This is a genomic window from Rhizobium aethiopicum, from assembly GCF_014197535.1.
In the GTDB taxonomy this organism is placed as follows: domain Bacteria; phylum Pseudomonadota; class Alphaproteobacteria; order Rhizobiales; family Rhizobiaceae; genus Rhizobium; species Rhizobium aethiopicum_A.
On the sequence record NZ_JACIFV010000007.1, the window covers coordinates 134,913 to 159,703 of the forward strand.

The 24,791-nt window shown below is 62.3% G+C and carries 23 protein-coding genes; 10 read left to right on the top strand and 13 right to left on the bottom strand.

The genetic code is table 11. The annotated features are described in order from the left end of the window. Positions 1–36: 36 nt before the first annotated feature. From GGD53_RS12640 to GGD53_RS12650, 3 genes are all read left to right on the top strand, one after another. Positions 37–1,173, top strand: coding sequence for an NAD(P)/FAD-dependent oxidoreductase (locus GGD53_RS12640; protein ID WP_184456395.1), 1,137 nt, complete (start codon positions 37–39; stop codon positions 1,171–1,173). Positions 1,174–1,267: 94 nt separating this feature from the next. After that, positions 1,268–1,780 (top strand): hypothetical protein, encoded by a 513-nt coding sequence (locus GGD53_RS12645; RefSeq protein ID WP_184456397.1) that lies wholly within the window; start codon positions 1,268–1,270, stop codon positions 1,778–1,780. Positions 1,781–1,890: 110 nt separating this feature from the next. Then, positions 1,891–2,142: a hypothetical protein gene (locus tag GGD53_RS12650; RefSeq protein ID WP_184456398.1), complete on the top strand. Its 252-nt coding sequence runs from the start codon at positions 1,891–1,893 to the stop codon at positions 2,140–2,142. Positions 2,143–2,282: 140 nt separating this feature from the next. On the opposite strand, the gene GGD53_RS12655 is transcribed toward GGD53_RS12650, so the two are convergent. Then, positions 2,283–3,011: an endonuclease/exonuclease/phosphatase family protein gene (locus GGD53_RS12655; RefSeq protein WP_184456400.1), complete on the bottom strand. Its 729-nt coding sequence runs from the start codon at positions 3,009–3,011 to the stop codon at positions 2,283–2,285. A 121-nt stretch (positions 3,012–3,132) separates the two neighbouring features. Between GGD53_RS12655 and GGD53_RS12660 the strand changes: the two genes are divergently transcribed. Further along, entirely contained in the window at positions 3,133–4,092 is a 960-nt protein-coding gene (locus GGD53_RS12660; RefSeq protein ID WP_184456402.1) for a lysylphosphatidylglycerol synthase domain-containing protein, read from the top strand. On the opposite strand, the gene GGD53_RS12665 is transcribed toward GGD53_RS12660, so the two are convergent. Beyond that, entirely contained in the window at positions 4,039–5,541 is a 1,503-nt protein-coding gene (locus tag GGD53_RS12665; protein WP_184456404.1) for a phospholipase D-like domain-containing protein, read from the bottom strand. The two genes, GGD53_RS12660 and GGD53_RS12665, sit on opposite strands and share 54 nt — an antisense overlap. Before the next feature lie 106 nt (positions 5,542–5,647). Between GGD53_RS12665 and GGD53_RS12670 the strand changes: the two genes are divergently transcribed. Next, positions 5,648–6,898 (top strand): DUF763 domain-containing protein, encoded by a 1,251-nt coding sequence (locus tag GGD53_RS12670; RefSeq protein WP_184456406.1) that lies wholly within the window; start codon positions 5,648–5,650, stop codon positions 6,896–6,898. A gap of 3 nt (positions 6,899–6,901) precedes the next feature. Here GGD53_RS12670 and GGD53_RS12675 read toward each other — a convergent pair whose 3' ends face one another. The 11 genes from GGD53_RS12675 to GGD53_RS12725 form a co-directional block, all read right to left on the bottom strand. Continuing rightward, positions 6,902–7,819: a DMT family transporter gene (locus GGD53_RS12675; protein WP_184456408.1), complete on the bottom strand. Its 918-nt coding sequence runs from the start codon at positions 7,817–7,819 to the stop codon at positions 6,902–6,904. A gap of 280 nt (positions 7,820–8,099) precedes the next feature. Continuing rightward, entirely contained in the window at positions 8,100–8,375 is a 276-nt protein-coding gene (locus tag GGD53_RS12680) for a hypothetical protein (RefSeq protein ID WP_184456409.1), read from the bottom strand. A gap of 255 nt (positions 8,376–8,630) precedes the next feature. Continuing rightward, positions 8,631–9,377, bottom strand: coding sequence for an ABC transporter ATP-binding protein (locus GGD53_RS12685; RefSeq protein ID WP_184456411.1), 747 nt, complete (start codon positions 9,375–9,377; stop codon positions 8,631–8,633). Next, positions 9,374–10,228: an ABC transporter ATP-binding protein gene (locus tag GGD53_RS12690; protein WP_184456413.1), complete on the bottom strand. Its 855-nt coding sequence runs from the start codon at positions 10,226–10,228 to the stop codon at positions 9,374–9,376. Before GGD53_RS12690 ends, GGD53_RS12685 begins: the two co-directional genes overlap by 4 nt. Beyond that, positions 10,225–11,160 (bottom strand): ABC transporter permease, encoded by a 936-nt coding sequence (locus GGD53_RS12695; RefSeq protein ID WP_184456415.1) that lies wholly within the window; start codon positions 11,158–11,160, stop codon positions 10,225–10,227. Before GGD53_RS12695 ends, GGD53_RS12690 begins: the two co-directional genes overlap by 4 nt. Before the next feature lie 4 nt (positions 11,161–11,164). Then, positions 11,165–12,262 (bottom strand): ABC transporter permease subunit, encoded by a 1,098-nt coding sequence (locus GGD53_RS12700; protein WP_184456417.1) that lies wholly within the window; start codon positions 12,260–12,262, stop codon positions 11,165–11,167. 5 nt (positions 12,263–12,267) lie between these two features. Then, positions 12,268–13,854 carry an ABC transporter substrate-binding protein gene (locus tag GGD53_RS12705; RefSeq protein WP_184456419.1) on the bottom strand — a complete coding sequence of 529 codons (1,587 nt, stop codon included), beginning with the start codon at positions 13,852–13,854 and terminating at the stop codon, positions 12,268–12,270. Between the two features lie 45 nt (positions 13,855–13,899). Then, positions 13,900–14,844 carry a dihydrodipicolinate synthase family protein gene (locus GGD53_RS12710; protein WP_184456422.1) on the bottom strand — a complete coding sequence of 315 codons (945 nt, stop codon included), beginning with the start codon at positions 14,842–14,844 and terminating at the stop codon, positions 13,900–13,902. A gap of 35 nt (positions 14,845–14,879) precedes the next feature. Further along, positions 14,880–15,755: an SMP-30/gluconolactonase/LRE family protein gene (locus GGD53_RS12715; protein WP_184456424.1), complete on the bottom strand. Its 876-nt coding sequence runs from the start codon at positions 15,753–15,755 to the stop codon at positions 14,880–14,882. Continuing rightward, complete coding sequence (locus tag GGD53_RS12720; protein ID WP_184456426.1) at positions 15,752–16,582, bottom strand: NAD-dependent epimerase/dehydratase family protein; 831 nt, start codon at positions 16,580–16,582, stop codon at positions 15,752–15,754. Before GGD53_RS12720 ends, GGD53_RS12715 begins: the two co-directional genes overlap by 4 nt. 21 nt (positions 16,583–16,603) lie before the next feature. Then, the gene (locus tag GGD53_RS12725; protein WP_085861882.1) at positions 16,604–17,317 is read right to left on the bottom strand and encodes a FadR/GntR family transcriptional regulator; all 714 of its coding nucleotides are present in this window, start codon (positions 17,315–17,317) and stop codon (positions 16,604–16,606) included. A 351-nt stretch (positions 17,318–17,668) separates the two neighbouring features. On the opposite strand from GGD53_RS12725, the gene GGD53_RS12730 reads away from it, so the two are divergent. From GGD53_RS12730 to GGD53_RS12750, 5 genes are all read left to right on the top strand, one after another. Beyond that, positions 17,669–19,606, top strand: a complete 1,938-nt coding sequence (locus GGD53_RS12730) for an ABC transporter substrate-binding protein (protein WP_184456428.1) — start codon at positions 17,669–17,671, stop codon at positions 19,604–19,606. Positions 19,607–19,722: 116 nt separating this feature from the next. Continuing rightward, complete coding sequence (locus GGD53_RS12735; RefSeq protein WP_064807967.1) at positions 19,723–20,709, top strand: ABC transporter permease; 987 nt, start codon at positions 19,723–19,725, stop codon at positions 20,707–20,709. A 9-nt stretch (positions 20,710–20,718) separates the two neighbouring features. Further along, positions 20,719–21,840, top strand: a complete 1,122-nt coding sequence (locus tag GGD53_RS12740; RefSeq protein WP_184456430.1) for an ABC transporter permease — start codon at positions 20,719–20,721, stop codon at positions 21,838–21,840. Positions 21,841–21,847: 7 nt separating this feature from the next. Continuing rightward, positions 21,848–23,569 carry an ABC transporter ATP-binding protein gene (locus GGD53_RS12745; RefSeq protein ID WP_184456432.1) on the top strand — a complete coding sequence of 574 codons (1,722 nt, stop codon included), beginning with the start codon at positions 21,848–21,850 and terminating at the stop codon, positions 23,567–23,569. Next, positions 23,566–24,783 (top strand): mandelate racemase/muconate lactonizing enzyme family protein, encoded by a 1,218-nt coding sequence (locus GGD53_RS12750; RefSeq protein ID WP_184456434.1) that lies wholly within the window; start codon positions 23,566–23,568, stop codon positions 24,781–24,783. The genes GGD53_RS12745 and GGD53_RS12750 overlap by 4 nt, the downstream gene beginning before the upstream one ends. Positions 24,784–24,791: the final 8 nt, after the last annotated feature.

Consider the following 24,791-nt stretch of genomic DNA (forward strand, 5'->3'; position numbering starts at 1 on the left):
GGTTCGATCAAGCAAGAGCAGGAACAGGTACCCGACATGAATGCTTCCACCAAACCTTCGAAGGTCGTCGTCATCGGCGGCGGGATTTTCGGCGTCTCGACCGCGCTCCATCTGGCCCGGCTTGGGGTTGAAACTCTGCTCATCAATGACGGCCCACTTGCCAACGGGGCTTCCGGCCGGTCGCTTGCCTGGCTGAACTCGGCGCGAAAGCGCTCCGATGCCTATCACCGGCTGCGTCTGGCAGGCATCGACCGCTATCGCACGTTGGCTGCTCGATATCCCAACGCGCCGTGGCTGCGCTTCGACGGCGGTCTGACCTGGGACGCGGACGACGCCAGCAACGAGATCGCCGAAGTCTTCGAATACGAACGTGACCTCGGCTATCACGCACAATGGCTCACCTCGGAGAAGGTCGCTGCGGTGACGCCCGGCGTCGACCCAAGCGCCGTGACGCCGCAAGGCGCAATCTTCAATCCCGGGGAGGGGTGGGTCGATCTTCCATCCCTGATTGGTAGGCTTGCGGAAGAATTCCGTGCGCTGGGCGGCGAGATCATCACAGATGCCGGGCCAGCAGCGGTCGATATCAGAGATGCGCGTGCCCGCTGCGTGATCACGGCGGACGGCACGCGCCGCGACGCCGACGCCGTGCTGCTCGCTGCAGGCAGCAAGGTTCCCACGATCGTAGCGAAGGCCGGCCAGCAGATCGAGGATGCGACGCCCATCGCCCTTCTTGTCAGGACAAAGCCGATCCGCCACCCGTTGAAGGCTGTGCTCAACACGCCGCGCGTCGCCATTCGACCGATGCCCAATGGCGGCTTCGCACTCGATTCCGCCTGGTCGGAGGAAGAGGTGAGCGCCAACCCCGACGGCAGCTACAATATCAGGCAATCGACGCTGCAGGGACTGCTGCGAGAGGCATCGAGAGTCCTCGAAGGCAATCCGGTGCTTGAGATCGAAGATTATGGCGTTGGTCCGAAGCCTATTCCTGGCGATGGCGAGCCTGTTTTCGGCGAGCTGTCATCGGCCCCCGGTTACTTCGTCGCCTTCAGCCATAGCGGCGCCACCCTTGGCCTGATTGCCGGCGAGCTGTTGGCGGATGAGATCGCCACGGGCCGCCGCCACCCGCTGCTTGCGGACTTCCGCCCTGAGCGCTTCAGCACATCGTGCCGGTGACGTCCGCGATATGGGTGGCTGCCCGCCTGATCGGCGCACGGATCATTTAGAGCTATCGTGCGTTCTGCCGCAAGGAACCAACGGGAGACGCATCATGATCAAGGATCAGGCCGCCGCCCTCGGCGCGGAAGATAACCGCGGCGATGCCGCCGCTTCAGGGCCGAATGGAGAAGAGCCGACCATCAATCCGGATCTCGTTCGCCGTGAGGGCTTCGCGAACGAGGCAGAATACCGAGCCTACTTTGCCACATTGAGCAGAGATGTGTCCGCCCAGACCGACGATCATGTCGGCGAACCGGTGCGGACCTCCGGGCAGCACATTCTGGAAAGCCGGCTGCAGGAGTTGAGGTGGGAGCTCGAAATCCTTCGGGCTCGCCTTCATGGGATCAGACGCCAGGCCGCGACGGTTGTAACCGAAAACGTCCGGTGGGCTGATTCCAGCGCCCATGCCCAGCTCGGCGATCAACCGTGGCTGAAGCTCGCCGGCGCGATGGCGAGTGCCTTCGTCATCGCTAGGGGGCTGAGACGGCTGCCTTGGGGAACCGTTGTGACAACGGCGCTGCCGCTTGCCGTCGCTGCGATGAATCGAAAGCTTGCGCGGCGGTGATGGCAGTAGTGGTTCTCTGTGAAATCGCGCGTCGGTTTCTTCACCATGGAAGGGATGCCATCATCTCGCCGAAGTGTTCGTGACATCCTACCGCTCTAACGGAGGCGAACATGGCTGGACATGACGATCGCTACGTCGAGATTACGACGCGTCTTCGCTCGGTGCGGTCGTTCTGCGACTTCCTCTCGCAGGGCGGAACTGTCCGCGTCGCCGTATCGGAGGGCGAACCGTACAAGGATGTTACTGCCGTGCTGCTGGAGCGGAACCGCCGGGAGGCGGAAGCACTCGCCCGCACGCGCAGACATCTTTACCCGGAGCTCGCTGACGAAGAAGTAGCGCCGCCGCTCTACAGCCGTCACTGACGCACCCGCCATCACGACCTTCACCTGCCGCGTGGCAAACATCTGCAGTTCGGGCAGCCATTATCCCTCAAGGGACGAAGTCGAATGTCGTTTTGTGCCGGATGCTTCGGAGTGTGGCCCGCGCGGGCGACGGCGAGTGATCAGGCGAAACTGATTTCGGCAAGGAGAGGCAGGTGGTCGGAGGCGACCTTCGTCAGCCGGGTTTGGAGGACCATTGCGCGTCGGACAACAAGGTCGTCGGTGACGAAGATGTGGTCGAGGCGCATCAGCGGGTAGCGGGAGGGGAAGGTCGCTTTCGGGGCATCCCCGCCGGCAAGCTGCGCATCCCTGAGGGAGCGCGCGACGAGCCGATATGTCGCCGACGAGGGAATGGCGTTGAAATCGCCGCAGAGAACAGTTGGCAACGGAGCTTCCGCGGTTCCGTGCAGCCAGCCGGAATTCAACAGCGTCGTCATCTGTTGGATGCGTTCGCGGCCGCGAAGGCCGAGATGGGTGTTGACGACGAGCAGCTTCCTGTCACCGGCGATGATTTCCACCGAGAGCGCCCCCCTGGTCTCGCCGGCCGAGGGCAGCGGGCCGGCCTTGATCACGCCTGTCGGTAGGGCGGTGATGATCGCATCGCCATACTGTTCTTCGGCGACCGACAAGGCGGGGTGGAAATGCGCCTGCATTTTCAGAAGCGAAGCGATAACGTGTGCCTGATCGATGCCGCCTGTCCGGCGCCTGCCGACGTCGACCTCCTGAAGCGCGATGATGTCGGCCCCCGTCTCGGCAATGACGGAAGCGATGCGGCCGGGATCGAGTTTCCGGTCACTGCCGATGCAGCTATGTACGTTATAGGTCAGGAGTTTGATTGGTCTATCCTGCATGGCCCTGTAAATGCTCGTTCCCCCGAGGAAGCGGATAACCGTTCCTTCTCCGGGGAACACTGAACTCCTTTGATCGTTCCAGAAGACGAGCCTCGCCGCCCTAATGTCGGAATGATGATCGATGAGCCTGAAAAAAACTATCTTGAATGGACTGCTCGTTGCCGGGCTTTGTCTTGCGGTCTTCCTTCTCTACCGCGTGTTCCAGAAGTATAGCCTGGACCAGATCGTCCAATCGGTGCGCAGCATTCCTCTGTCGACCTTCTGCATCGCGCTGCTCTTCGCGGCCGCATCCTATCTCTGCCTCACTTGTTTCGATCTGCTGGCGATCCGTTCGCTCGGCAAATCTCTGCCCTTCCGAAAGATCATGCTCGCCTCGTTCATCAGTCTTTCGCTCGGCCACAATATCGGCTTTGCGGGCCTGAGCAGCGGTGCCTTCCGCTATCGCTATTATTCCAGCTGGGGGCTGACTGCCGAGGATGTAGCGAAGATCGTCCTGTTTTGCGGCGTCACTGTGGGACTCGGGCTCGTCACGCTCGGTGGGCTGGCGCTGACCATCAATCCTGATGATGCAGCACGCCTGCTGCACACCGATGCGGCAAGCACACGCATCTTCGGGCTGCTGGCGCTGATCGTGCCGGCTATCTATTCAGGGCTGGCGTTCTTCATTCGCGGCCGGCTCAAGCTGTGGCGCTGGTCGTTTCAACTGCCACGCTTCTCCATCGCTGTCGCGCAGGTGTGTGTCGGCACGACCAATTTCATGTTGGTGTCCGCCTGCCTGCACCAGATGCTCTCGACCTTCGGCGACGTGGCCTTCTTCAGGTCGGTCACGGCTTACGTCCTCGCCAATTCGGCGATCCTGGCGACGCATGTGCCGGGCGGCCTGGGGGTGCTGGAGGCGACCGTCTCTTATGCCGTGCCGCAAGAGGCATCGATCGGGGCGCTGATTGCGTTCCGATGCGCTTATTTCTTCATCCCGCTGGCGCTCGGCACTGTGCTTCTTCTCATCACCGAGTTTGTCTTCCGCCGGTCACGCGGTGCGGACGAAGCGGCGGAGGAGAGCGCCCAGGCCCAATCGGTGTAGGAGCAGGAAAGGCCGCGCGGGATCAAAGATCGCCGTACCTGTGATCGGCGAAATTCTGCCGGAAAGATCGACGGGAAACTCTCTGAGGCCTGGAGCGTCGTTCAGCGCGTCGATGGCCGCAATTACCGAACCGCTTTGCCCGTAAGCCGCGGCAAAGGTATCGGTGGTCGTTCCCAGATATTCCGCCAGCAGGCGATTGCGCAGATCCGCGATGGCGCGCCGATGTTCGCCGTCACCAGCCTCGAGCAGAAGATCGCATTCCGTATCAAGCCCCTCCGAGCGATTGTTGAGATTGGAGGAGCCGATTCGGATCAGTTCGTCGTCGGCGATTATCAGTTTCGAATGAATGAGCACCTCAATCTCGCCTTCATTCCCCGGCGCAGGTCCTGATACGACCGCATAATACACACGCAGCCGGTTTGCCCGATCGGCGCGTTTGAGGAGGCGGATGACGCGATCGCGATTGGTTCCCATAACGAGCTTTTCGATCAGCCCGTGAGAGCTGCGCGTGCAGATGACGATGACCTCTGGTCCATTCTCCTCCTGCAGCCGTTTGGCAATGGCTTCGGCAACGCGGAAGGAAGCGAGATATTGCGCCTCTATATAGAGTTGGCGCCGGGTGCGGGCTATGATCTCCAACGTTGAAGCAATCCCGTCGCAGATGCCGGTGCGCCAGGTGGTCGCGGGCTCCGTCAGCACGAAGCCAACGGGAATGTCCCGCATGGCAACGGCAAGATCATCCGGCCAGGCGAAGGGCATGTCCTCGGAAAGCGGCTGATGCTTTTCGCCGGTCGCCGCTTCCCAGCGCCGTCTGGCGATATCGCCGATCAGCCGGGCGGCGTCACCAGTGACCATGGCCTGCACGTCATGCAGCGGATCGTAGGGAGTTCCTTCGGGGTCGCGCCGCAGCCTGTCCTTGGCGCGATGGCGCTTGGTATCCCATCGCCTTGCCGTCAGGTCGATGCCGCCGATGAAGGCGACGGTGTCGTCGATGCAGACAAGCTTTTGATGATGACAACCGCGCAGGACACTCTGAAGATCGAAGCGCAGATCGATCCTGGCATTCCTCGGGAAGTTCTTCTTCCGGAGCAGATCGATTGATTTGTCCGAATAGATCGGCCCCAACGTCCAAACAAGAATGCGTATCTCGAGCTCGGGATTTGCCGCAGCCAGAGCATGCAGCAGGTCGGCCAAGGTTTCATCGGACTTTTCGGGCTCCATGCGAATATCGGGATGGAAATCCCATCCAACGATCCAGACGGCACGTCGCGCCTGCCGCAGCGCCCGTGAGACTTCGGCGAAATATTTGTTGCCGTTGATCAGAAAGGCGGCTTTTTCCGCACGTCCCTGGAGCCGCAATGCCGTAGATCCCTCTTTTTCGCCGCTCGGATGTTGCGCTTTTGTTCGGGTCAGGTACGGTTGATCGGACATGGTTTGAAATGCGGTCATGTTTGCCTCGGCGTTTCGACTGAAAGCAAACGCCTGAAATTTCGAGCGGTTCCCGACTAGGACGCTGCTGCCGGGGCGGACTGGCATAGAAGATGTAGGAAAAGAAATGTCACGACGAGCAGGCAGTGCCGACCTTCCCCTTCACGGGGGGCGCGTCCCGCATTGGCTCGGCGACCGGATGACGCGGCTGGGAACGCTGATCACAGAAGCGATCGTTCATCATTACGGCCGCGATGAATTTCTGCGCCGGCTCGCGCATCCTTTCTGGTTCCAGTCCTTCGGCGCGGTCATGGGCATGGATTGGCATTCCTCCGGCATTACGACAAGCGTTCTCGGTGCGTTGAAGCGCGGGCTGAAACCGCGCGCCGGCGAGCTCGGCCTGCATGTCTGCGGCGGCCGAGGCACGCATTCGCGCAAGACACCGCAGGAGCTCGTCTCGATCGGCGAGCGCGTCGGTCTCGATGGGCAGGGGCTGGCGACGACGAGCCGGCTGATCGCCAAGGTTGACAGCGCCGCGTTGCAGGACGGCTTTGATCTATATCTGCACGGCTTCATCGTCGCCGATGACGGACACTGGGTGGTAGTGCAGCAAGGCATGAATGGCGACAGGCGGCAGGCCCGGCGTTATCACTGGCTCTCCGAAGGGCTCGAAAGTTTCGTCGACTCGCCGCATGCGGCAATTGAAGGCAGAAGTCAGGGCGAAATTGTCAATCTCGCCGATAAACGCGCCGAGCGCTCACGGCGTGGTCAGCTCGACCTCTTGGCAACGCTCGGCCCCGACAGGATCATTCGTGAGGCTGCCGCGCTGATGCGTGCGGAGGAGCCGGCGCCCGAACCCGCCGATCAGCCGATGCTGCCGCATTTGATCATGCCCGCCCATCACGACGTGCGCGAGAGCGATGTTCACATGCGGCGCCTGCATGGAAATCTGGCGGCTGCGGCCGACCGCGGGCCGGTGGACTTTCAGGAGCTGCTCCTCGTTCCCGGTGTCGGCGCCCGGACGGTGAAGGCGCTGGCGATGGTGGCGGAAGTGGTACACGGTGCGCCCTGCCGTTTTTCCGACCCGGCGCGCTTCTCCATCGCCCACGGCGGCAAGGATCGTCATCCCTTCCCGGTGCCGCTCAGGGTCTATGACGAGACGATCGGCGTGATGAAATCGGCGGTGCTGAAGGGCAAGCTCGGGCGCGAGGAAGAACTGCAGGCGCTCAAGCGCCTGGACGAGCAATCCCGGCAGATGGAACGCTATGTTACGGGTCCCGATCTCAAGGAGATCATCGCCGGCGAATTCCGCCAATCCGCCGATTTCGGCGGCCGCAGCGTCTTCGGCTGGGAGCCGCCGCCGGCCGCGGACGATTAATTCTCAGTGCCCATCCGGCGGGACGGCTTCGGCCGGAATCGTTTCCTTCAAATTCTTCCGGTGGAAGATGAAGAGACCGGCAAAGACGATGATTGCGGCACCGATGATGATCTGCGCATCGGGAATGTCATTGAAGAAGATGTAGCCCAGTACGATCGCCCAGAGCAGCAGCGTATATTGCAGCGGCGCCAGCAGCGACGCTGGGGCGAGCTTCAGCGACCGGGTGATCAGCAGATGGGCGCAGGTGGCGACGATGCCGAGCAACAGCATGCCGGCCCAATCGATCGATGTCGCCGGCTGCCAGTGGCCGATGCTGAGCAGGATCCCGGTGGCAAGGGCGGCGACCGTCTGCCATGTCACCAGCGTCGTGTCGCTGGTCGAGCGCAGATAGCGGCTCATCACCAGTGACAGCGCGAAGCAAAGGCTGCCGGCAAGGCCGAAGAGTGAGGGAAGCGACAGCATTGCCGTCGACGGACGCAACGCGATAACGACGCCGGCAAAACCGACCAGAACGGCGAGCCAACGGCGCCAGCCGATCTTTTCCCCGAGAAAGACATGCGAGAGCGCCGCAATGTAAATCGGCCCGGCCATGTAGAAGGTCATGACATCGGCGAGCGGCAGATAGGCGACGGCGGCGTAGAACAGGGCGACATCCCCGGTCGCCATGACGACCCGCATGAACTGCAAGCCCTTCTGCTCGACGCGGAAGAGCGCCATCGGTCCCTGCCGCAGGATCATCGGCCCGAGCAGGATGAAAGCGCCGACCGAACGGATCACCAACACCTGGCCGACGGCAAAGCTCGTCACCAGCCACTTGCCCATCGCATCGTTCAGCGCAAACAGCAGATCGCCGAGCAGCATCAGCACGACGCCCGTCATGATCAGGTTTCCGGCATTGGCGACGGCCGTGTTGGTTTTCATCTTTCGAATCCTCGCAAAAACGGCCGCGCGTGCGCGGCCGAGTGCGGCTTCGGCTTTAACACGGCCGATGTCAAGCATTCGATGATGCTGAAATGCATTCCGACTGCTTCGGGTTAAAGCTGAGTGATCTGAGAGGCAAGGATCGCGCATAGGCCCGTCGCGTGTTCGGGTTGCGGATCTGGGCGGTGAAAAATTCCAGGAAGTGGTACGCCGTGCGATCGCCGGCGCCGGGAATCAGTGCTGGCAGGGGTGTTTCGACATTAATGATGGTTAGGTTCTTTCATTGGAAGGGCTCGCGCATCGTGGACGGAATTGCATCAAAGCCTGCGGCGATTGAGCCGAAGAAGCGATGCATGCCGTCCAGCAGGCCAAAGGTATAAGGCCTATAGAGTGCGTCGAACTTCGGAATTGCAATCAGGCTCACCGGCGGCAGCGATGTGCCGTTGGAAATAGCAGTCAACACACTGACCATGCGCACGCGGTCAAACCCACGGAAATCCTTTGGCGCCATCGCATTACGAAAGGCGGCGCAATGTCCCGTAGCGAGATCGCCCAAGAGGCTGCATCCTCCGCTAGGTAGGTCGGCGCCGATGGCATGAAGCCTGCCATGCCGGCATCAGTCCACCAGTCATCAGGAATTTCGAATTCGGCTGGAAAATATGAAAGAAAAACCGCATTCGACGGCGGCAGCCTCAATTCACGATGGAAGACATTATCATGAATTGAATCACGGCGACAACGGCGCGCGGAGCCGTTGTCATAAATTCGAGAGCAGGGAGCCAAAACGCCAAACACGCGGAAGCCACCATTCTTATGATGCCCGACCATACATCCTGCTCGCCCGCAGCAGGCGCTGCGAATAGGGGTGCTCGACGGCCCCCTTTCGCAAGGCTTCGATCTTAACCTCTTCGACGATCTCACCCGCTTCCATGATGGCGACGCGGCTGCACATGTGGGAGACGACGGCGAGGTCGTGGCTGACGAGGAGATAGGTGAGGCCGCGCTCCTTGCGCAGGTCCTGCAGCAGATTGAGGATTTCGGCCTGCACCGAGACGTCGAGCGCCGACGTCGGTTCGTCGAGAAGCAGGACATCGGGGTTCAGCATCAGGGTCCGGGCGATCGCCACGCGCTGCCGCTGGCCGCCGGAGAGCTGATGCGGAAACCGGTAGCTCAGCGCTGGGTCGAGGCCGACGGATCTCAGCACGGCGTTCACATCGACAGAATTCCTATCCAGACCCTGGTTGCGCAACGGCTCCTGCAGCTGCGACCGGATGGTCTTGCGCGGATGGAGCGATCCGTATGGATCCTGGAACACCATCTGCACCCGGCGGAAGAACGGTCGGCCGCGCCGCCGGTCCAGCGTCTCGCCGTTGAGCGCGATCTGCCCGTCGTAATTGGCGTTGAGGCCGGAGAGCGCCCGAAGGACGGTAGATTTGCCGCAGCCGGATTCACCGACGAGGCCGAAGGCCGTGCCGCTCTCGACGGCGAGATTGACGTCTCTGACCACAGGCCTTTGCCCGTGTCCGAAGCGGATGGTGAGATTGTCGATCCTGATCATCGCGACGGCTCCACTGCAATATCGTCAAGCCAGGCGGGATCACGCTTCAGGATCGGCAGCCGCGCCGGTGGATCCTCGATCTTCGGCAGGGAGGCCAGCAGCCCTTGGGTGTAAGGGTGCCTGGCCTTGTCGAGATCACGCGCCTCGAGCACTTCCACGACGCGGCCGGCATACATGATGAGGACGCGGTCGCAGAAATTGCGAATGAGGTTGAGGTCGTGGCTGATGAAGATCAGGCCGAGATTGCGGCGTAGGACCAGCTCGTCGAGCAGAGCCAGGATCTCGAGCCGCACCGTCACGTCGAGCGCCGATGTCGGCTCATCGGCGATCAGCACTTCGGGTTCGGCAATCAGCATCATGGCAATCATCACGCGCTGGCCCATCCCGCCCGAAATTTCGTGCGGATAGAGACGGGCGACGCGCTCGGGATCGCGGATCTGGACGGCTTCGAGCATTTCGAGCGCCTGGGCGTGAGCTTTTCTGACGCTCGCCTTAGGATGGTGGAGGCTATAGGTCTCGGCGATCTGTTCGCCGACCCGCATGACGGGGTTTAGCGAATATTTCGGGTCCTGCAGGATGAGCCCGATCCGTCTCCCTCGGATCGTCATCATCGTTTTCTCGTCCGCCTTCAGCAGATCGAGTTCGCCAAAGCGCATTCGATCGGCGCTGACCTCAGCCGTCGGCGGCAGGAGTTTCATGATGGCGCGGCCGACGGTGGACTTGCCCGATCCGGATTCGCCGACGATCCCGAGTTTTTCCTGTCCGAGCGTGAAGCTCACGCCGCGCACCGCGCGCATGTGGCCGCCGCCATAGGCGATTTCGAGGTTGCGAATATCAATCAGCTCGGTCATTCCGCCCCCCTGGGATCGAGGACGTCGCGAAGCGCATCGCCGACGAGATTGAAAGCGAGGCTGACGAGCGCGATGGCCATGCCGGGCGCGGCGATCACCCAGGGGCTGTCGAGCATGAATTCGCGCCCGCTTGCGGCCATCGAGCCCCATTCCGGCCACGGCGGCTGTGCGCCGAGGCCGAGAAAGCCGAGGCCGGCGGCGGTGATGATGATGCCGGCCATGTTGAGGGTGACGCGGACGATCACCGAGGGAATGCACATCGGCAGGATGTGGCGGGTGATGATCGAGATTGAGGTCGCGCCCTGCAAGCGTACGGCGGCGATGTAATCCGCCTTGCGCAGGCTGAGCGTCTCGGCGCGCGCCAGCCGCGCGATCGGCGGCCAGGCCGTCAGCGAAATCGCAATGATCGCATTTGTGATGCCGGGGCCGAGGGCGGCGGCAAAGCCGAGCGCCAGCACCAGCCCGGGGAAGGAGAGGAAGATATCGGTGATGCGCATCAGGATCTCGTCGACGATGCCGACGAAATAGCCGGAGAAGGTGCCGATCAACAGGCCGAGCGGTGCGACGATGATCGTCACGAGCATGATGATGTAGAGCGTCGTGCGCGCGCCGTAGATCACCCGGGAAAAGACGTCGCGGCCGAAATTGTCGGTGCCGAGCCAATGCTCGGCCGAAGGCGGCGCGAGCCGCCCGGCCATATCCTGGACGATCGGATCGTAGCTCGTCAGCAGGGGGGCTGCGGTCGCCACCACGATCAGGAGCACGATGACGATGAGGCCCGCCAGCCCCAGCGGATGCAGGCTGAACTTCTGCCAGCCCTGATGGAGCTGCTGCGCCGACGAATGGAACCAGCCCTGCGGCTCCGGCGCCAGCAGCCATCCGCGAAAGCCATCGGCATTACTGCTGTCTGCGTCTTCGGTGGAGATCGTCATGGCGTCACCGTGTTCTCGGATCAAGGATACGATAGAGGACGTCGGACAGGATGTTGATCGTCAGGAAGACGGCGCCGATCGTCAGCACCGAGCCCATCACGACGTTCATGTCGTTCATCTGCAGTCCGCGGGTGAGGTACTGGCCGAGCCCCGGCCAGCCGAAAACCGTCTCGATCAGCACCGCGCCTTCGAGCAGCCCGCCGAAGGTCAGCGCCAGGATCGTCAGCAGCTGCACGCGGATATTCCCGAAGGCATGGCGCCAGACGACCTTGCGGGTGCCGAGCCCCTTTGCCCTCGCGGTGACGATGTATTCCTGGCTCAGCTGTTCCAGCATAAAGCTTCGCGACATGCGGCTGATATAGGCGACGGAGTAATAGCCGAGGATCGCCGCCGGCAGGATGATGTGGCCGAGCGCGTTGTAAAATACGTCCCATTGGCCCTGGATCGCCGCGTCGATCAGCAGGAAGCCGGTCATCGGTGTGACGAGGCCCTCGTAGAAGACGTCGACCCGGCCCGATGCGCCGACGAGCTTCAGCTTCGCATAGAAGACGAAGAGCGCCATCAGACCGGTCCAGAAGATCGGAATGGAATGGCCGGCAAGGGCAACGATGCGGGCGATGTGGTCGATCACGGTTCCGCGCCTGACGGCGGCGGTGATGCCGAGCGGGATGCCGATGATCGCGCCGATGATCATGGCGATGATGGCAAGCTCGATAGTCGCCGGAAAGATCGTCATCAGGTCGGTCAGGATCGGCTGGCCCGTCGTCGCCGACATGCCGAGGTCACCTGTGGCGATCTTCCCGACATAGGAGAGAAACTGCATCCATATCGGCTGGCCGAGCCCCAGCTCGTTATAGACCCGATCGTAAACCTCCTTGCTGACCTCCGCCCCGGTGATCGATAGCACCGGGTCGGCGGGCAGCAGGCGGCCCATCGAGAAGGTGAGGAAGAGCAGGCCGAGCAGCGTCGTGACGACTGCCACCACCCGCCCCGCCAGGCGCCGCAGCAGGCTGATCAGAGGGTGCGGGGCCGCCTCGGCGAACCCGCCCTCCGCCAAGCGGCGGCTCGCCTCCTGCTTCGATAGCAGATCGGCGCTCGCCACGGGCTCTACTCCTTGGTCACATCATGCCAGCGCGTCGACCATGTCGTGTGCCCGTGATAGCCCTTCACGTTAGCGCGCACGACATAAGGGTCGGTGCGCTGGAAGAAGATGACGAGCGGGGAGGCCATGCCGGCATAGATGCCGTCCATCTTTTTGAAGATGTCGGTGCGTTTGCCCGTGTCGCGCTCCTTCATCGACTGATCGATGAGCGTGTTGAGCTCGTCCACCTTCATGCCGGTACGCCAGAGATAATAGCTGCCGAGACGTGCCTCGTCGCTATTGTCGGGGTTGAAGGCGTATTGGGTGGCGACGGCGAAGGGATCGGGCAGACGGGCGCCGGAATTGCCGAGCAGCACCTCGAATTTGCGCTCGCGGAAGGCGGGCGTGAATTCGCCGGGCACGAGGTCGAGATTGAACCCGGCGGCCCGTGCGCTCGCCTGCAGCGCTTCCGCGAAGGGCAGGGTTGGTGCCCCCGACGGATTGAGCACTTTCTTCAGGCCATTGGGATATCCGGCCTCCGCGAGCAGCTGCTTGGCCTTGGCGGGATCGTAGTCATAGCGGACACCAGCCTCTTCGGGAGCACCGATCATCCCGCGCGGAATCATAGACTGCCAGGGAAAACCGGTATAGCGCATGATGTTGCCGGAGATCGCCTTCCAGTCGAAGGCGTGCTGGAAGGCCTCGCGAACCTTCGGCTTCTGCAGGTCGGGATCTTTCTGGTTGAGGGCGATATAATAGAAGCCGAGACCCGGAACGTTCTCGATGACCATATCCTTGTTGGTGGAGAGTGCATCGAGATCGCCGCTCGCCACATACTGGCCGACATCGACGTCGCCGGCCTCCAGCTGAAGCCTGAGATTGCCGGATTCAGGAATGTGGCGGGCGACGACGCGCGCCATGGCGGGTTTGCCGCCCCAGTATTTCGGCTGCGCGTTGAAGATCGCCACGTCGTTCGGCCGCCATTGCGCCAGAGTGAACGGGCCGCTGCCGGCGGAATTGGCCGAGAGCCAGGCGCCGCCGAAATCGCCGTTCGCCTCGTGCGACAGCACCGTCTTTTTGTCGACGATGCCGATCGAGGAGCCTGCCAGCGAATAGAGCACCAGATCGGTATTGACCGCCTGCGGCAGCTCGATCTCCAGCGTGTGTTCGTCCTTGGCGCGGACGAGCTTTTCGACGTTATCGGCCGTGAAGCCCCAGAGCGCGACGTCGGTGGAGCCGACCTGGCCCATCTTGATGACGCGCTGGATCGACCAGGCCGCATCCTCGGCGGTCACCTTGTTGCCGCTCTGGAAGACCGCGTCGTCGCGAAGGGTCAGCGTGATGACCTTACCATCAGGTGAGACCTCCCATTTCGTCGCAAGCATCGGCTTCAGCGTCTTGAGGTCATCAGGCGACAGCTGCACGAGATTGTCATAGAGGTTCGAGATCAGCTCGGAGACCGTACGGGCGTTGTTCTGAGCCGGATCGAGCGTCCGGATACCTGTCAGATTCGTGCCGATGACAAGCATGTTGGGTGGCGATGCCGCCAGGCTAGGCTGCGCCGCCATCAGGGCGCCTGTCATTGCGATCGTCGTCAGTAGCTGTTTCAGCATCTCAAGACCTGCCAATCCTGTTGTTTGCGGATTAAAGTTTCGAACTCAGCCGGCCGCCTTCACGTCCTGCCGGTCCGTTTGGATGGCGCCCTCGGCCTCCCAGCCTCGAAGCAGCCGATGCAGCTCGTCGCGATCCTGCGCGTCGAGCCGCGATAATCCCGGCACGCGCACCGGGCCGACATCGAGGCCGGAATAGGTGACGGCCTCTTTCACGACGGTGACGTTCGCGCCGTTGCGGAATTTGGTGCGCATCCGCTCGAAGGGTTCGAGCTTGTTGACGATCGCTCTGGCCGCGGCGAAATCGACTTTTTCAAGCGCTTCGTGGACGGCAAGCGAAAGTTTCGGCGCGACGTTGACGAGGCCCGAGGTGAAGCCGCGCGCGCCGGCTGCGGTGAATGTCGGCGCCCAGCTCTCCGCCAGGCCGCAGACGAACAGCGCGCCATTCGGATCGGCCGCGGGGATCGCCCGCGACAGCAGCATCAGATCAGTGGTGGCGAACTTGATGCCGGCAATATTGCCGTGATTGGCCAGGCGGACGATCTCGGCGACGCTGAAGCCTTCCGCCCTGACATAGGCGACGAGCGGCAGGGCGGATGCATCGGCGAGATTGCAGAAATAATCGATCTGGGCCGATGGTGCCGCGAAAGGATCGACGGGCTGATGCGACATGACCGCGGAGGCGCCGATCGCGGCCGCATCCCTGGCCATGCCGATCGCCTCGCGCAGCGACCGGCCGATCGCCGCCGTCACCGGCGTGCGGCCGTCGACTCCGGATACCGCCGCCTCGTGGACGATTCGGATCTCCTGCGGCGTCAAGGCATAGAATTCCCCGGTGTTGCCAGCGGCGACGATGTTGTGAATGCCGGCCACGGCCACCCGCGCATAGACCTTCGCGGTAATCCGGGGCTCGACTTCACCTCCGGCGTCATAAGCCGTGACGGGAACGCCCGACACGCCCCTAAGCGCCTTGCGCATGATCGCGATGCTCATTTTTCTCCCCCGTTCGCCTTTCTTCCAGTTGATCGTCAGCCGAAACGGAAGGGCGGCAGCCCCTCCGCATTCGCATCGAAGGCAATGACCGTGCCCGCCTCGAAACGTCCGGTGCGGTCGCTCGACAGGCTCGTGACGTAGAGGGTTCTGAGGTCAGGTCCTCCGAAGCACGGCATTGTCGGTGCTGCGACCGGCAGAATGTAGATTTCGACGATTTCGCCGTCGGCCGATATTCTGTTCAGGCGACCGGCGGAAACGCCGGCGCTCCAGTAGAATCCATTGCGATCGGTCGCCGCCCCGTCCGGCCGCCCTTGTTCCTCCGTGAAACTGCGAAGGCGGCGTCCTTCGCCGAGCTCACCCGTTGCGGGATCGAAATCGAAGGCCTGCAGAAAGCACTGCCGGCTGTCGGAGTGATACATCCGCCGGCCGTCCGGCGACCAGGCAAGGCCGTTGGAACTTGTCAGCCCCGTTGTCACCGTCCTCGTGCTGCCATCGGCGCCGACACGGAAGAGCGCCGCGTCATTCATCTGCGGCTTGGCCTCGCTGATCGAGCCGACCCAGAAATGCCCATCCGGGCCGACCTTGCCGTCGTTGAGGCGGCCATTGATGTCGCGCCCGACCGGATCACAAAGAAATTCGATATCGCCTGAGACGGGATCAAAGAGATGGACGCCCGTCTGCAGGGCAACGATGATCCTGTTGTCGCGGCAGAGCCCGAGGCTGCCGACCGCAGCCGGCATGTCGAAACGATCGACCTTGCCTTGCGGGGAAACCCGCAGAATTGCCGGCGCCAGGATGTCGACAAGCCAGAGAGCGCCGGTTTCCTCGTCCCATACCGGCGATTCACCGACCGTCAGCGGTTGCTGCAGCACGGAACGGATCTTCGGTTCAATGATGCGCGGCGCCGTCACGAGACCGTCTCCAGATCTTTGACCAGGCCCTCGGCATCGCGTATGCGGATGTTGCCGTCGTGATTGAATTCGCAGAAACCGCCGCCCTGGAACGCGCGGGCGACCCGCCCCTCCGCTCCGTCCTCGATACGGGCGTGATCACGCGGCCGATCCTGCGGCTGGTAGCCAAGCCGCGTCGCCAGATCGTTGTCCCACCATGTCGTGTCGGTGTCGGAAACACCGTAAACAACCGTTGCGGCGATCTGCGGATGGGTAAGGCCGATCCGCACCAGTTGCGCCAAATCCCGGGCGCTGATCCAGATCGCGATCGTGCGCTCGCTGTTGGGGTAGGTGCCGGCATTGCCGATGCGGATGGAAAGGGAGCGGATGCCCGATGTGTCGTAATAAAGCCCCGCCACCAGCTCGCCCCAGCATTTGGAAAGTCCGTAGGGACTGTCCGGTCGCATGGGATCGAGCGGCGAGATGACCTCGCCGCGGGGATAAAAGCCGGTCGCATGGTTGCTTGAGGCGTAGACGACCCGCTCGACCTTGTTGATCCGGGCGGCCTCGTAGAGGTTGTAGGTGCCGAGCACATTCGCCTGCAATATCGCGTTGATATCAACGCCGCCCGCAAGACCGGCGAGATGAACGACACCGTCGATGCCGCTCAGCGCAGCCGTCGTCTCGTCGAGCTTTGACAGATCGGCGCCAACGAAGCCTTCATTCTCGGCCAGATCCGCAGGCTCGTGAATATCGACCAGGCGGAGATGCTCAACATGCTGCCGGAGAAACGGGCGCAGCAGCGTCCCGACACGTCCGGCGGCACCCGTCATGGCAATCCGTCTCATCGTCCTTCCTCCCATTGTCGCTCAAACCCCCTGAAACATGCGGGCGCGCGCATTCAGTATGTGTGTCTTCATCGCATCATGCGCTTCGGCTTCCCGCCGCGCGAAGATCGCCTCCACGATGACCGCATGCTCGTCCTGAACGCTGCGGATCTGCTCCGGAGTCCGTTTCAGGCTCAGGCTTCGCGTTACGGAATGGCCGATGGCGAAATGCGGCTTGAACCATTCGCGCACGGTGATGTGAAACTGATTGCCTGTCGCCATCGCGATCGCGTCGTGCAGGGCCTGGTCTTCGTCGGCGCCGAGTTCGCCGTTCCTCAGACATTGTTCGATCGCAAGAAGCGCCTCCGTGATCCGCTCCTTGTCCGCCGGCTGCCAGTTTCGCGCTGCAAGCTCCGCAGCTTCGGCCTCGAGACCGGCGCGGAATTCGAAGAACCGCTGGACATCGGCAAGTGAGCCGACCGGAACCATTTTCAGCATCGACGAATCCGGCCGCTGCCGGACATAGGAACCGGAGCCCTTGCGGGAAACGACGAGGCCGTCGGCTCTCAGACGTTCGAGCGCTTCGCGCACAACGGGCCTCGATGCGCCAAAATCGGCGGCAAGCCTGGTCTCCGACGGCAGCCGCTCGTTGACTGGAAAATTGCCGTCCGCGATCATCCCCACGATCTTCTCGTAGATGATGTCGCTGAAGCGCGTTGCGCCCCGGTTCGAAACGGCATCGACTGCAAACGTCATTATCGCTCTTTTCTCCCCCGCCAAGTGGCGAATCCGCCCCGTCGGCTCTTCGCCCGGCGAGCAGAAGCCGGATATGCCTTCTCGACCGTGCGCCGGGATGGCGCCGCGCCGTCACCGGCCGCGATGCGGCCCGTATACAGCTTCTGACAGGTCTGTCTTCTTTCCCTATCCAAGGCAGGATTGCCAATGGCTTGGCGTTGTGTCTGATACGGCATGGCTATCCAATCTGTAATTATCTGTCAACTCTTGTAATCATTTGAGAACGTGTCTATGGTTTCGTTCCGGCGCCGAGGAGGGCGCAAAACGGCAGGTCGGAAGCCCGCCTGTGCCGGCATAAAAGGGGAGGAATCAATGCCCAATGAAATTCTGTCTCGCGGTGTCACCCGCCGCGCCGTTCTCGGCGGCATGGCTGGTGCTGCAGCACTGTCCATCGCCGGTCGTGCCTTCGCCGCCGGCGGCGAAGCACCTGCGCTGGCGCAACTGGTCAAAGACGGCAAACTGCCGCCGCTGGCCGAGCGCCTGCCGAAGAAGCCGATGGTGGTAACGCCGTTCGAGAAGGTCGGCACCTATGGCGGCACGTTGCGCCGCGGTCTGCGCGGTTCATCCGACCATAACGGCATTCTGCGCATGGTCGGCAACCAGAGCCTTGTGCGCTGGAACCTGGAATTCACCGCCGTGCAGCCGAACCTCGCCGAGCGCTGGGAAGTCAGCGACGACGCGACGCAATTCACCTTCCATCTGATCGAAGGCGTGCGCTGGTCAGACGGCCACCCGTTCACGGCCGACGACGTCGTTTTTGCGATCGAAGACTGCGTGAAGAACACCGAGCTTTACAGCGCGACGCCGGCGCAGCTTGCCGTTGCCGGCAAGCCGGTCACCGTCGAGAAGATCGACGATTATACGGTGAAATTCACCTTCGCGGCGGCCAACGCGCTTTATCTCGAAAATCTCGCCACGCCGCTCGGCCAACATCCGACGCTCTTCCCGAAGCATTACTGCAGCCAGTTCCTGCCGAAATACAATCCCAACATCGAGGCCGATGCGAAGAAGGCGGGTGTCACCAGCTGGACGGAGCTCTTCCGCAGCCGCTGCGGCGACATCGAAATTCCGACGCGCTGGGGCAATGTCGACAAGCCGACACTCGATCCCTGGGTCGTCAAGGAGCCTTATGTCGGCGGCGCCACGCGTGTCGTCATGACCCGGAATCCCTATTTCTGGCAGGTCGATACATCTGGCAACCAGCTTCCCTACATCGATGAGATCAACTTCGGCATTTCGCAGGACGTCGAGTCGCTGATGCTGAACGTCATCTCCGGAAAGATCGACATTCAGGAACGGCACATCAGCGTGCTGGCCAACAAGCCGACGCTCTCCCAGAACATGCAGAAGGGCGATTATCGCCTGTTGACGCTCGTGCCTTCCTCCTCCCAACAGTGCCAGATCTACTTCAACATCACCCACAAAGATCCCGCCATGCGCAAGATGTTTGCGGACAAGTCGTTCCGGCAGGCGCTCTCGATCGGCATCAATCGCCCGGAACTCATCGACATCGTCTATTTCGGGCAGAGCGAGCCTTATCAGGCCGGGCCGCGTCCGACCCATCCCTGGTATCACGAGAAATATGCGCGTCAATTCACCGAATACGACGCCGACAAGGCAGGCGCGATGCTTGATCAGGCCGGCTACAAGAAGGGGCCTGACGGCTTTCGCCTGCGGCCCGACGGTCAGAAGGTGTTCTTCTCGGTCGACGTCATTCCGACGCTTTATCCCGATCTCGTCGATGCCCTGGAACTGGTCAAGACGCATTGGTCGCAGATCGGCATCGACATGAAGGTCAATACGATCGAGCGGGCGCTCTATTATACCCGCGGCGACGACAATGCTCATGATGCGCAGGTGTGGCCGGGGCCGGGCGGTCTCGATCCGATGCTCGACCCGCGCGATTTCTTCGCCTTCCATCCGCAGGGGTCGCGTTACGCCATTCCGTGGACGCTCTGGTATACGTCCAACGGCGCGCGCGGCGAGGAGCCGCCGGAAAGCCAGAAGAAGCGCATGAAGCTGTTCGACGAAGCGCGTTCGACGGCCGATCTCGACAAGCGCGGCGCGGTCATGAAGCAGATCTTCGATATCGCTGCGGAGGAATTCGAGACCGTCGGACTTTGCCTCGCGGTCGGAGGCTTCGGCATCATCCGCAATAATCTGCGCAATGTTCCCGAGAAGCAGCCGGATAGCTGGTCGTGGCCCAATCCGGGACCTGCGATGCCGCAGCAGTTCACCTTCACGAGCTGATTTTGATCGAGCGCCGTACCGACGGTACGGCGCTTTCTTCGGTTCGCCTTCCGATGCCTTGCCGGCGATGAGAGCCGGTTAGGCCCGGAGGGCGGTACTCAATGCAAGAGGCGCCCATGCTGGTCTTTATCGCCAAACGCTTGCTGTGGATGATTCCATCGCTCTTTGCCGTCAGCTTCCTCGCTTTCGTGCTGATCCAGCTGCCGCCGGGCGACTATGTCACGACCTATATTGCGACGCTGGCGGCCTCCAACGAAATCGTCGATCAGAATACCGCGGCACAATTGCGCGAACGCTTCGGACTCGATGACCCGATGCTCATCCAATATTTCAAATGGATCTGGGGCATCCTCTCGCGCGGCGACTTCGGCATTTCCTTCGAATGGCAGCAGCCGGTGTCGGATCTGATCTGGGAGCGTATGGCGCTGACCCTCGTCCTGGCTCTCTCGACATTGATCGCCACCTGGGCAATCGCGCTGCCGATCGGTGTCTTTTCCGCCGTGCGCAAATACTCGATCGGCGACTATTTCTTCACCGCCTTCACCTTTTTCGGTCTGGCCGTTCCGTCCTTCCTGCTGGCGCTGGTGCTGATGTATATCGCGGCGGTCGAATTCGGCCAGGACGTCGGGGGATTGTTTTCGCCGCAGTATGAGAATGCGCCCTGGAGCTTTGCCAAGATGGGCGATCTCTTCTCGCATCTCTGGCTTCCCGTCATCATCCTTGCCGTCTCCTCGACGGCGAGCCTCATCCGCGTCATGCGCGCAAACATGCTCGACGAGCTGCCGAAGCCTTACGTGACGACGGCACGGGCAAAGGGGCTCTCGGAATTCCGCCTGCTGATGAAATATCCGATGATGATCGCGCTCAATCCGTTCATCTCGACGATTGCCTGGCTACTGCCCAATCTCATCTCCGGCTCGGTCGTCGTCGCCATCGTCCTCAACCTGCCGACGGCAGCCCCATTGCTGCTGCAGGCGCTGATGGCTCAGGACATGTATCTGGCAGGCGCCTTCGTTCTGCTCATCTGCGCGCTGACGCTGATAGGCTCTCTGATCAGCGACATCCTGCTTGCGCTGGTCGATCCCCGCATCCGGTTGGAATAGGAGCCCGATATGGCCGACATCGCCGTCACAAACATTCAGCCGGACCGCGCCGCCGTCGCATCGCAGTGGCAGCTGATCTGGTGGGCTTTCCGCCGCCACAAGCTGGCCATGGTGGCGCTCGTCGTCACCGTGATGATGTACATCGTTGCCCTGGTTCCGGGCTTCTTCGCCATCAACGATCCGAACCTGCAAAATGCGCGGGCGACCTTTCATCCGCCGCAGCAGTTGCACCTGATCGATACTGAGAACGGATTTTCCTTCGGTCCGCACTATTATCCGATGAAGCTGACCCGCGATCCGGAAACGCTTGCCGCCATCTTCAAGGAAGACACGACGAAGCGCGTCGACGTCCAGTTCTTCGGGCGCGGCTATGAATATTCCGTGTTCGGCCTGTTCAACACCAACATCCATCTGATCGCCTCGCCCGACAAGACGACGCCGCTGCTTCTCTTCGGCGCCGACCGGCTTGGGCGCGATGTCTTCAGCCGGACGGTGCAGGGTTCGCAGGTTTCGCTGTCGATCGGCCTGGTCGGCGTCTTCCTGTCATTGATGCTCGGCATCGTGATCGGCGGCATCTCCGGATATTACGGCGGCCGCATCGATTTTTTCATGCAGCGGGTAATCGACTTCGTGCTGTCGCTGCCGACAATCCCGATCTGGCTCGCCATGGCTGCCGCCCTGCCGCAGGATTGGCCGGCGACGCTGCAATATATGATGATTACGATCATCCTGTCGCTGACCGGCTGGGCCCAGCTTGCCCGGGTCGTTCGTGGTCGTTTCCTGTCGTTGCGCACCGAGGAATTCGTCGCCGCCGCCAGGCTGGATGGCGTTCGCGAAGGCCGCATCATCTTTCGCCACATGCTGCCGAGCTTCGCCAGCCACATCATCGCGTCGATCACGCTTGCTGTGCCGGCGATGATCCTTGCCGAAACCTCGCTTTCCTTCCTTGGGCTCGGGCTGCAGCCGCCGACCATTTCCTGGGGCGTGCTGTTGCGCGAGGCACAGAACATTCGCTCGATCGCCACGGCGCCCTGGCTCTTCCTGCCGGGCTGCGCGGTCGTGGTCGCCGTCATGGCGCTCAATCTCCTCGGCGACGGTCTGCGCGACGCAGCCGACCCCTACAACAAATGAGGCCGGCATGACCGACATCGTTTCCATTGCCGGCAGGCCGCTGCTCGAGGTGAAGAACCTCACCGTCGAATTCCCGCTGCGCACCGGCGTCTTTCGCGCCGTCAGCGACCTGTCCTTTACAATCGCGCCGGGCAAGACGCTCTGCGTGGTCGGTGAAAGCGGATCCGGAAAGTCGGTGACGGCGCGCTCGATCCTGCAGATTGTCGACGCGCCCGGCCGCATTGCCGGCGGTTCGATCACATTGAACCACCCGAAGGGCGGCTCGATCGACCTGACCAGCCTCAATCCGCGCGGACGCCAGATCCGGGCGATCCGCGGCCGCGATATCGCGATGATCTTCCAGGAGCCGATGTCGTCGCTGTCGCCCATCCACACCGTCGGCAACCAGATCATCGAGGCGCTTCGCCTTCACACCAGGATGAGCAAGGCGGAAGCGCGCGCCGAAGCCATATCGCTGCTCAAACAGGTTGAAATTCCCGCGCCGGAAAAGGCGCTGGATCGATATGCCTTCCAATATTCCGGCGGCATGCGCCAGCGCGCGATGATCGCCATGGCGCTCGCCTGCAAGCCGCAGCTGCTGATCGCCGACGAGCCGACCACGGCGCTCGACGTGACGACACAGGCCGAAATTCTCGACCTGATCGCCCGGCTGCAGAAGGCCAACGGCATGGCCGTTCTCTTCATTACGCATGATATGGGCGTCGTGGCGCAGATCGCTGACGATGTGCTTGTGATGCACAATGGCGTCGCCAAGGAATATGCGCCGGTCGAGCAGATCTTTCACGCCCCGAAAGACGACTATACCCGCATGTTGATCGGTTCGGTGCTGAAGCTGGAGCAGAAGGCCGAGATTCGCCTGGCGCGCGCGCCGCTGGACAGGACGGCGGCGCCGATCCTGGAATTGCGTAATCTTTCGATGGACTTCGGCGAGGTAAAAGCACTCGACGACGTCTCCATTTCGCTTTTGCCGGGCGAAACTCTTGGCATCGTCGGCGAAAGCGGATCCGGCAAGACGACGATGGGCCGCTCGATCATGCGGCTGCTCGATCCAACCGCCGGTGAAATCCTCTATCGCCGGGCTGATGGCGGCATCATCGACCTGGCAACGGCAAAAGGCCAGACGCTTGCCGCCGCGCGCCGCGAATTGCGCATGGTGTTCCAGGATCCCTTCGGCTCCCTCAATCCACGCATGACCGTCTCCCAGATCATCGGCGAGCCGCTGCTGGTCAACGGCATCGCCAAGGGGAGGGCACTGGATGAGCGCGTCTGCCATCTGATGGAGCAGGTCGGCCTTGATCCCAGGGCGCGCGAACGTTATCCGCACGCCTTCTCCGGCGGCCAGCGCCAGCGCATCGGCATCGCCCGCGCCATCACCCTCAATCCGCGCGTCATCGTCGCCGATGAGGCGACGTCGGCGCTCGACGTCTCCGTACGCTCGCAGGTGCTCGATCTCCTGATGCGCCTGCAGGACGAACTCGGGCTCGCCTATATCTTCATCAGCCACGACATCGGTGTCATCCGCTACATGTGCGACCGCGTCGGCGTCATGTATAAGGGCCAGCTCGTCGAAATCGGCGAGGCGGAGAAGGTCTGCCGCACGCCCGAACATGCTTACACGCAAGCGCTGATATCGGCCATTCCGCGCCCCGATCCACGTGACCGCGACCGTTCGCGGCGCTTCCGCTATGTCGCTCCCGACACTCTGAAGAACGGGAGCGGTCAGCGATGAAGATCACCGGCATCAGAACGTTTCTCATGCACGCCGGTCAGCCAGACCCTTCGAAAGGGGCTTCGGATGAGCGGTCGGGAGACGGTGCATCCACGCAGCTGCGCGGCACGAGGAATTGGCTGTTTTTGAAGATCGATACCGATGAAGGCATCACCGGCATCGGCGAATGCTCCGGCTGGCCGCGCGTGATCGAGACGGCGATCCATGATCTGGCGCCGCTCCTGATCGGCGAAGATCCGGCCCATATCGAACGCCTGTGGCAGAAGTTGCATATCGCAATGATGGGTCACGGCATGCTCGGCACTGTCGGAGGCGGCGCGATGACCGGCATCGACATGGCGCTCTGGGACATCAAGGGCAAGGCGCTCGGCGTGCCGGTCTGGATGTTGCTCGGCGGCAAGGTGCGCGACAGGATCCCGATCTATTCGCATGCCAATACGCCCGAACGTGCGCTTGCGATCAAGCAGCGCGGCATAACGGCGATCAAGTGCGGTGGCGTGGTCGATCCGGTTCGCAAGGTCGCAGCGCTGCGCGAGGCGGTCGGCGACGATATGGACATCGCCATCGACCTGCACGGGCCGCCATGGCTGACCCCGGCGGACGCCTGCCGGCTGGTGCGGGCGCTCGAACCCTATGAACTGATGTGGGTGGAAGATCCGATCGCGCCCGACAATCTCGAAGGCTACAAGCGCATTCGCGACGCCGCTCATGTGCCGCTTGCCGCCGGCGAACGCTCGGCAACGATCTTTGGCGAGCGCGAGCTCATCGAACGAGAGCTGGTCGATGTCATTCAGCCCGATACCGGCCGGGCCGGCGGCATCACTCAGATGAAGAAGATCGCGGCCATGGCCGAAGCCCATCACATCCAGATTGCACTGCATTCGGGTTCGCTCGGACCGGTGGCGGAATATGCGGCCCTGCGTCTGCTTGCGGCCATTCCGAACGCGCTCATCCTTGAGCGGCTGGACGACGACTGGGACGGCCGCCGCCGGACGATCGTGCCGCATCCCGAGCAGGTCGACGGGCTGATCGCCGTTCCCGATGCCCCCGGGCTCGGCTGCGATATCGACGAGGAATTCGTCGCCCGCTTTCCGAGCGGCGGCAACGTCTCCGTTCCCGTGCCGGAGGCCGCCGGTTCCTACAATCCCGGAACCTACAACGAGCATCTCTACGTGCAGACGCGCGTGGCGCGCCGCAGTTATTTCAATCTCTAGAAGGACAG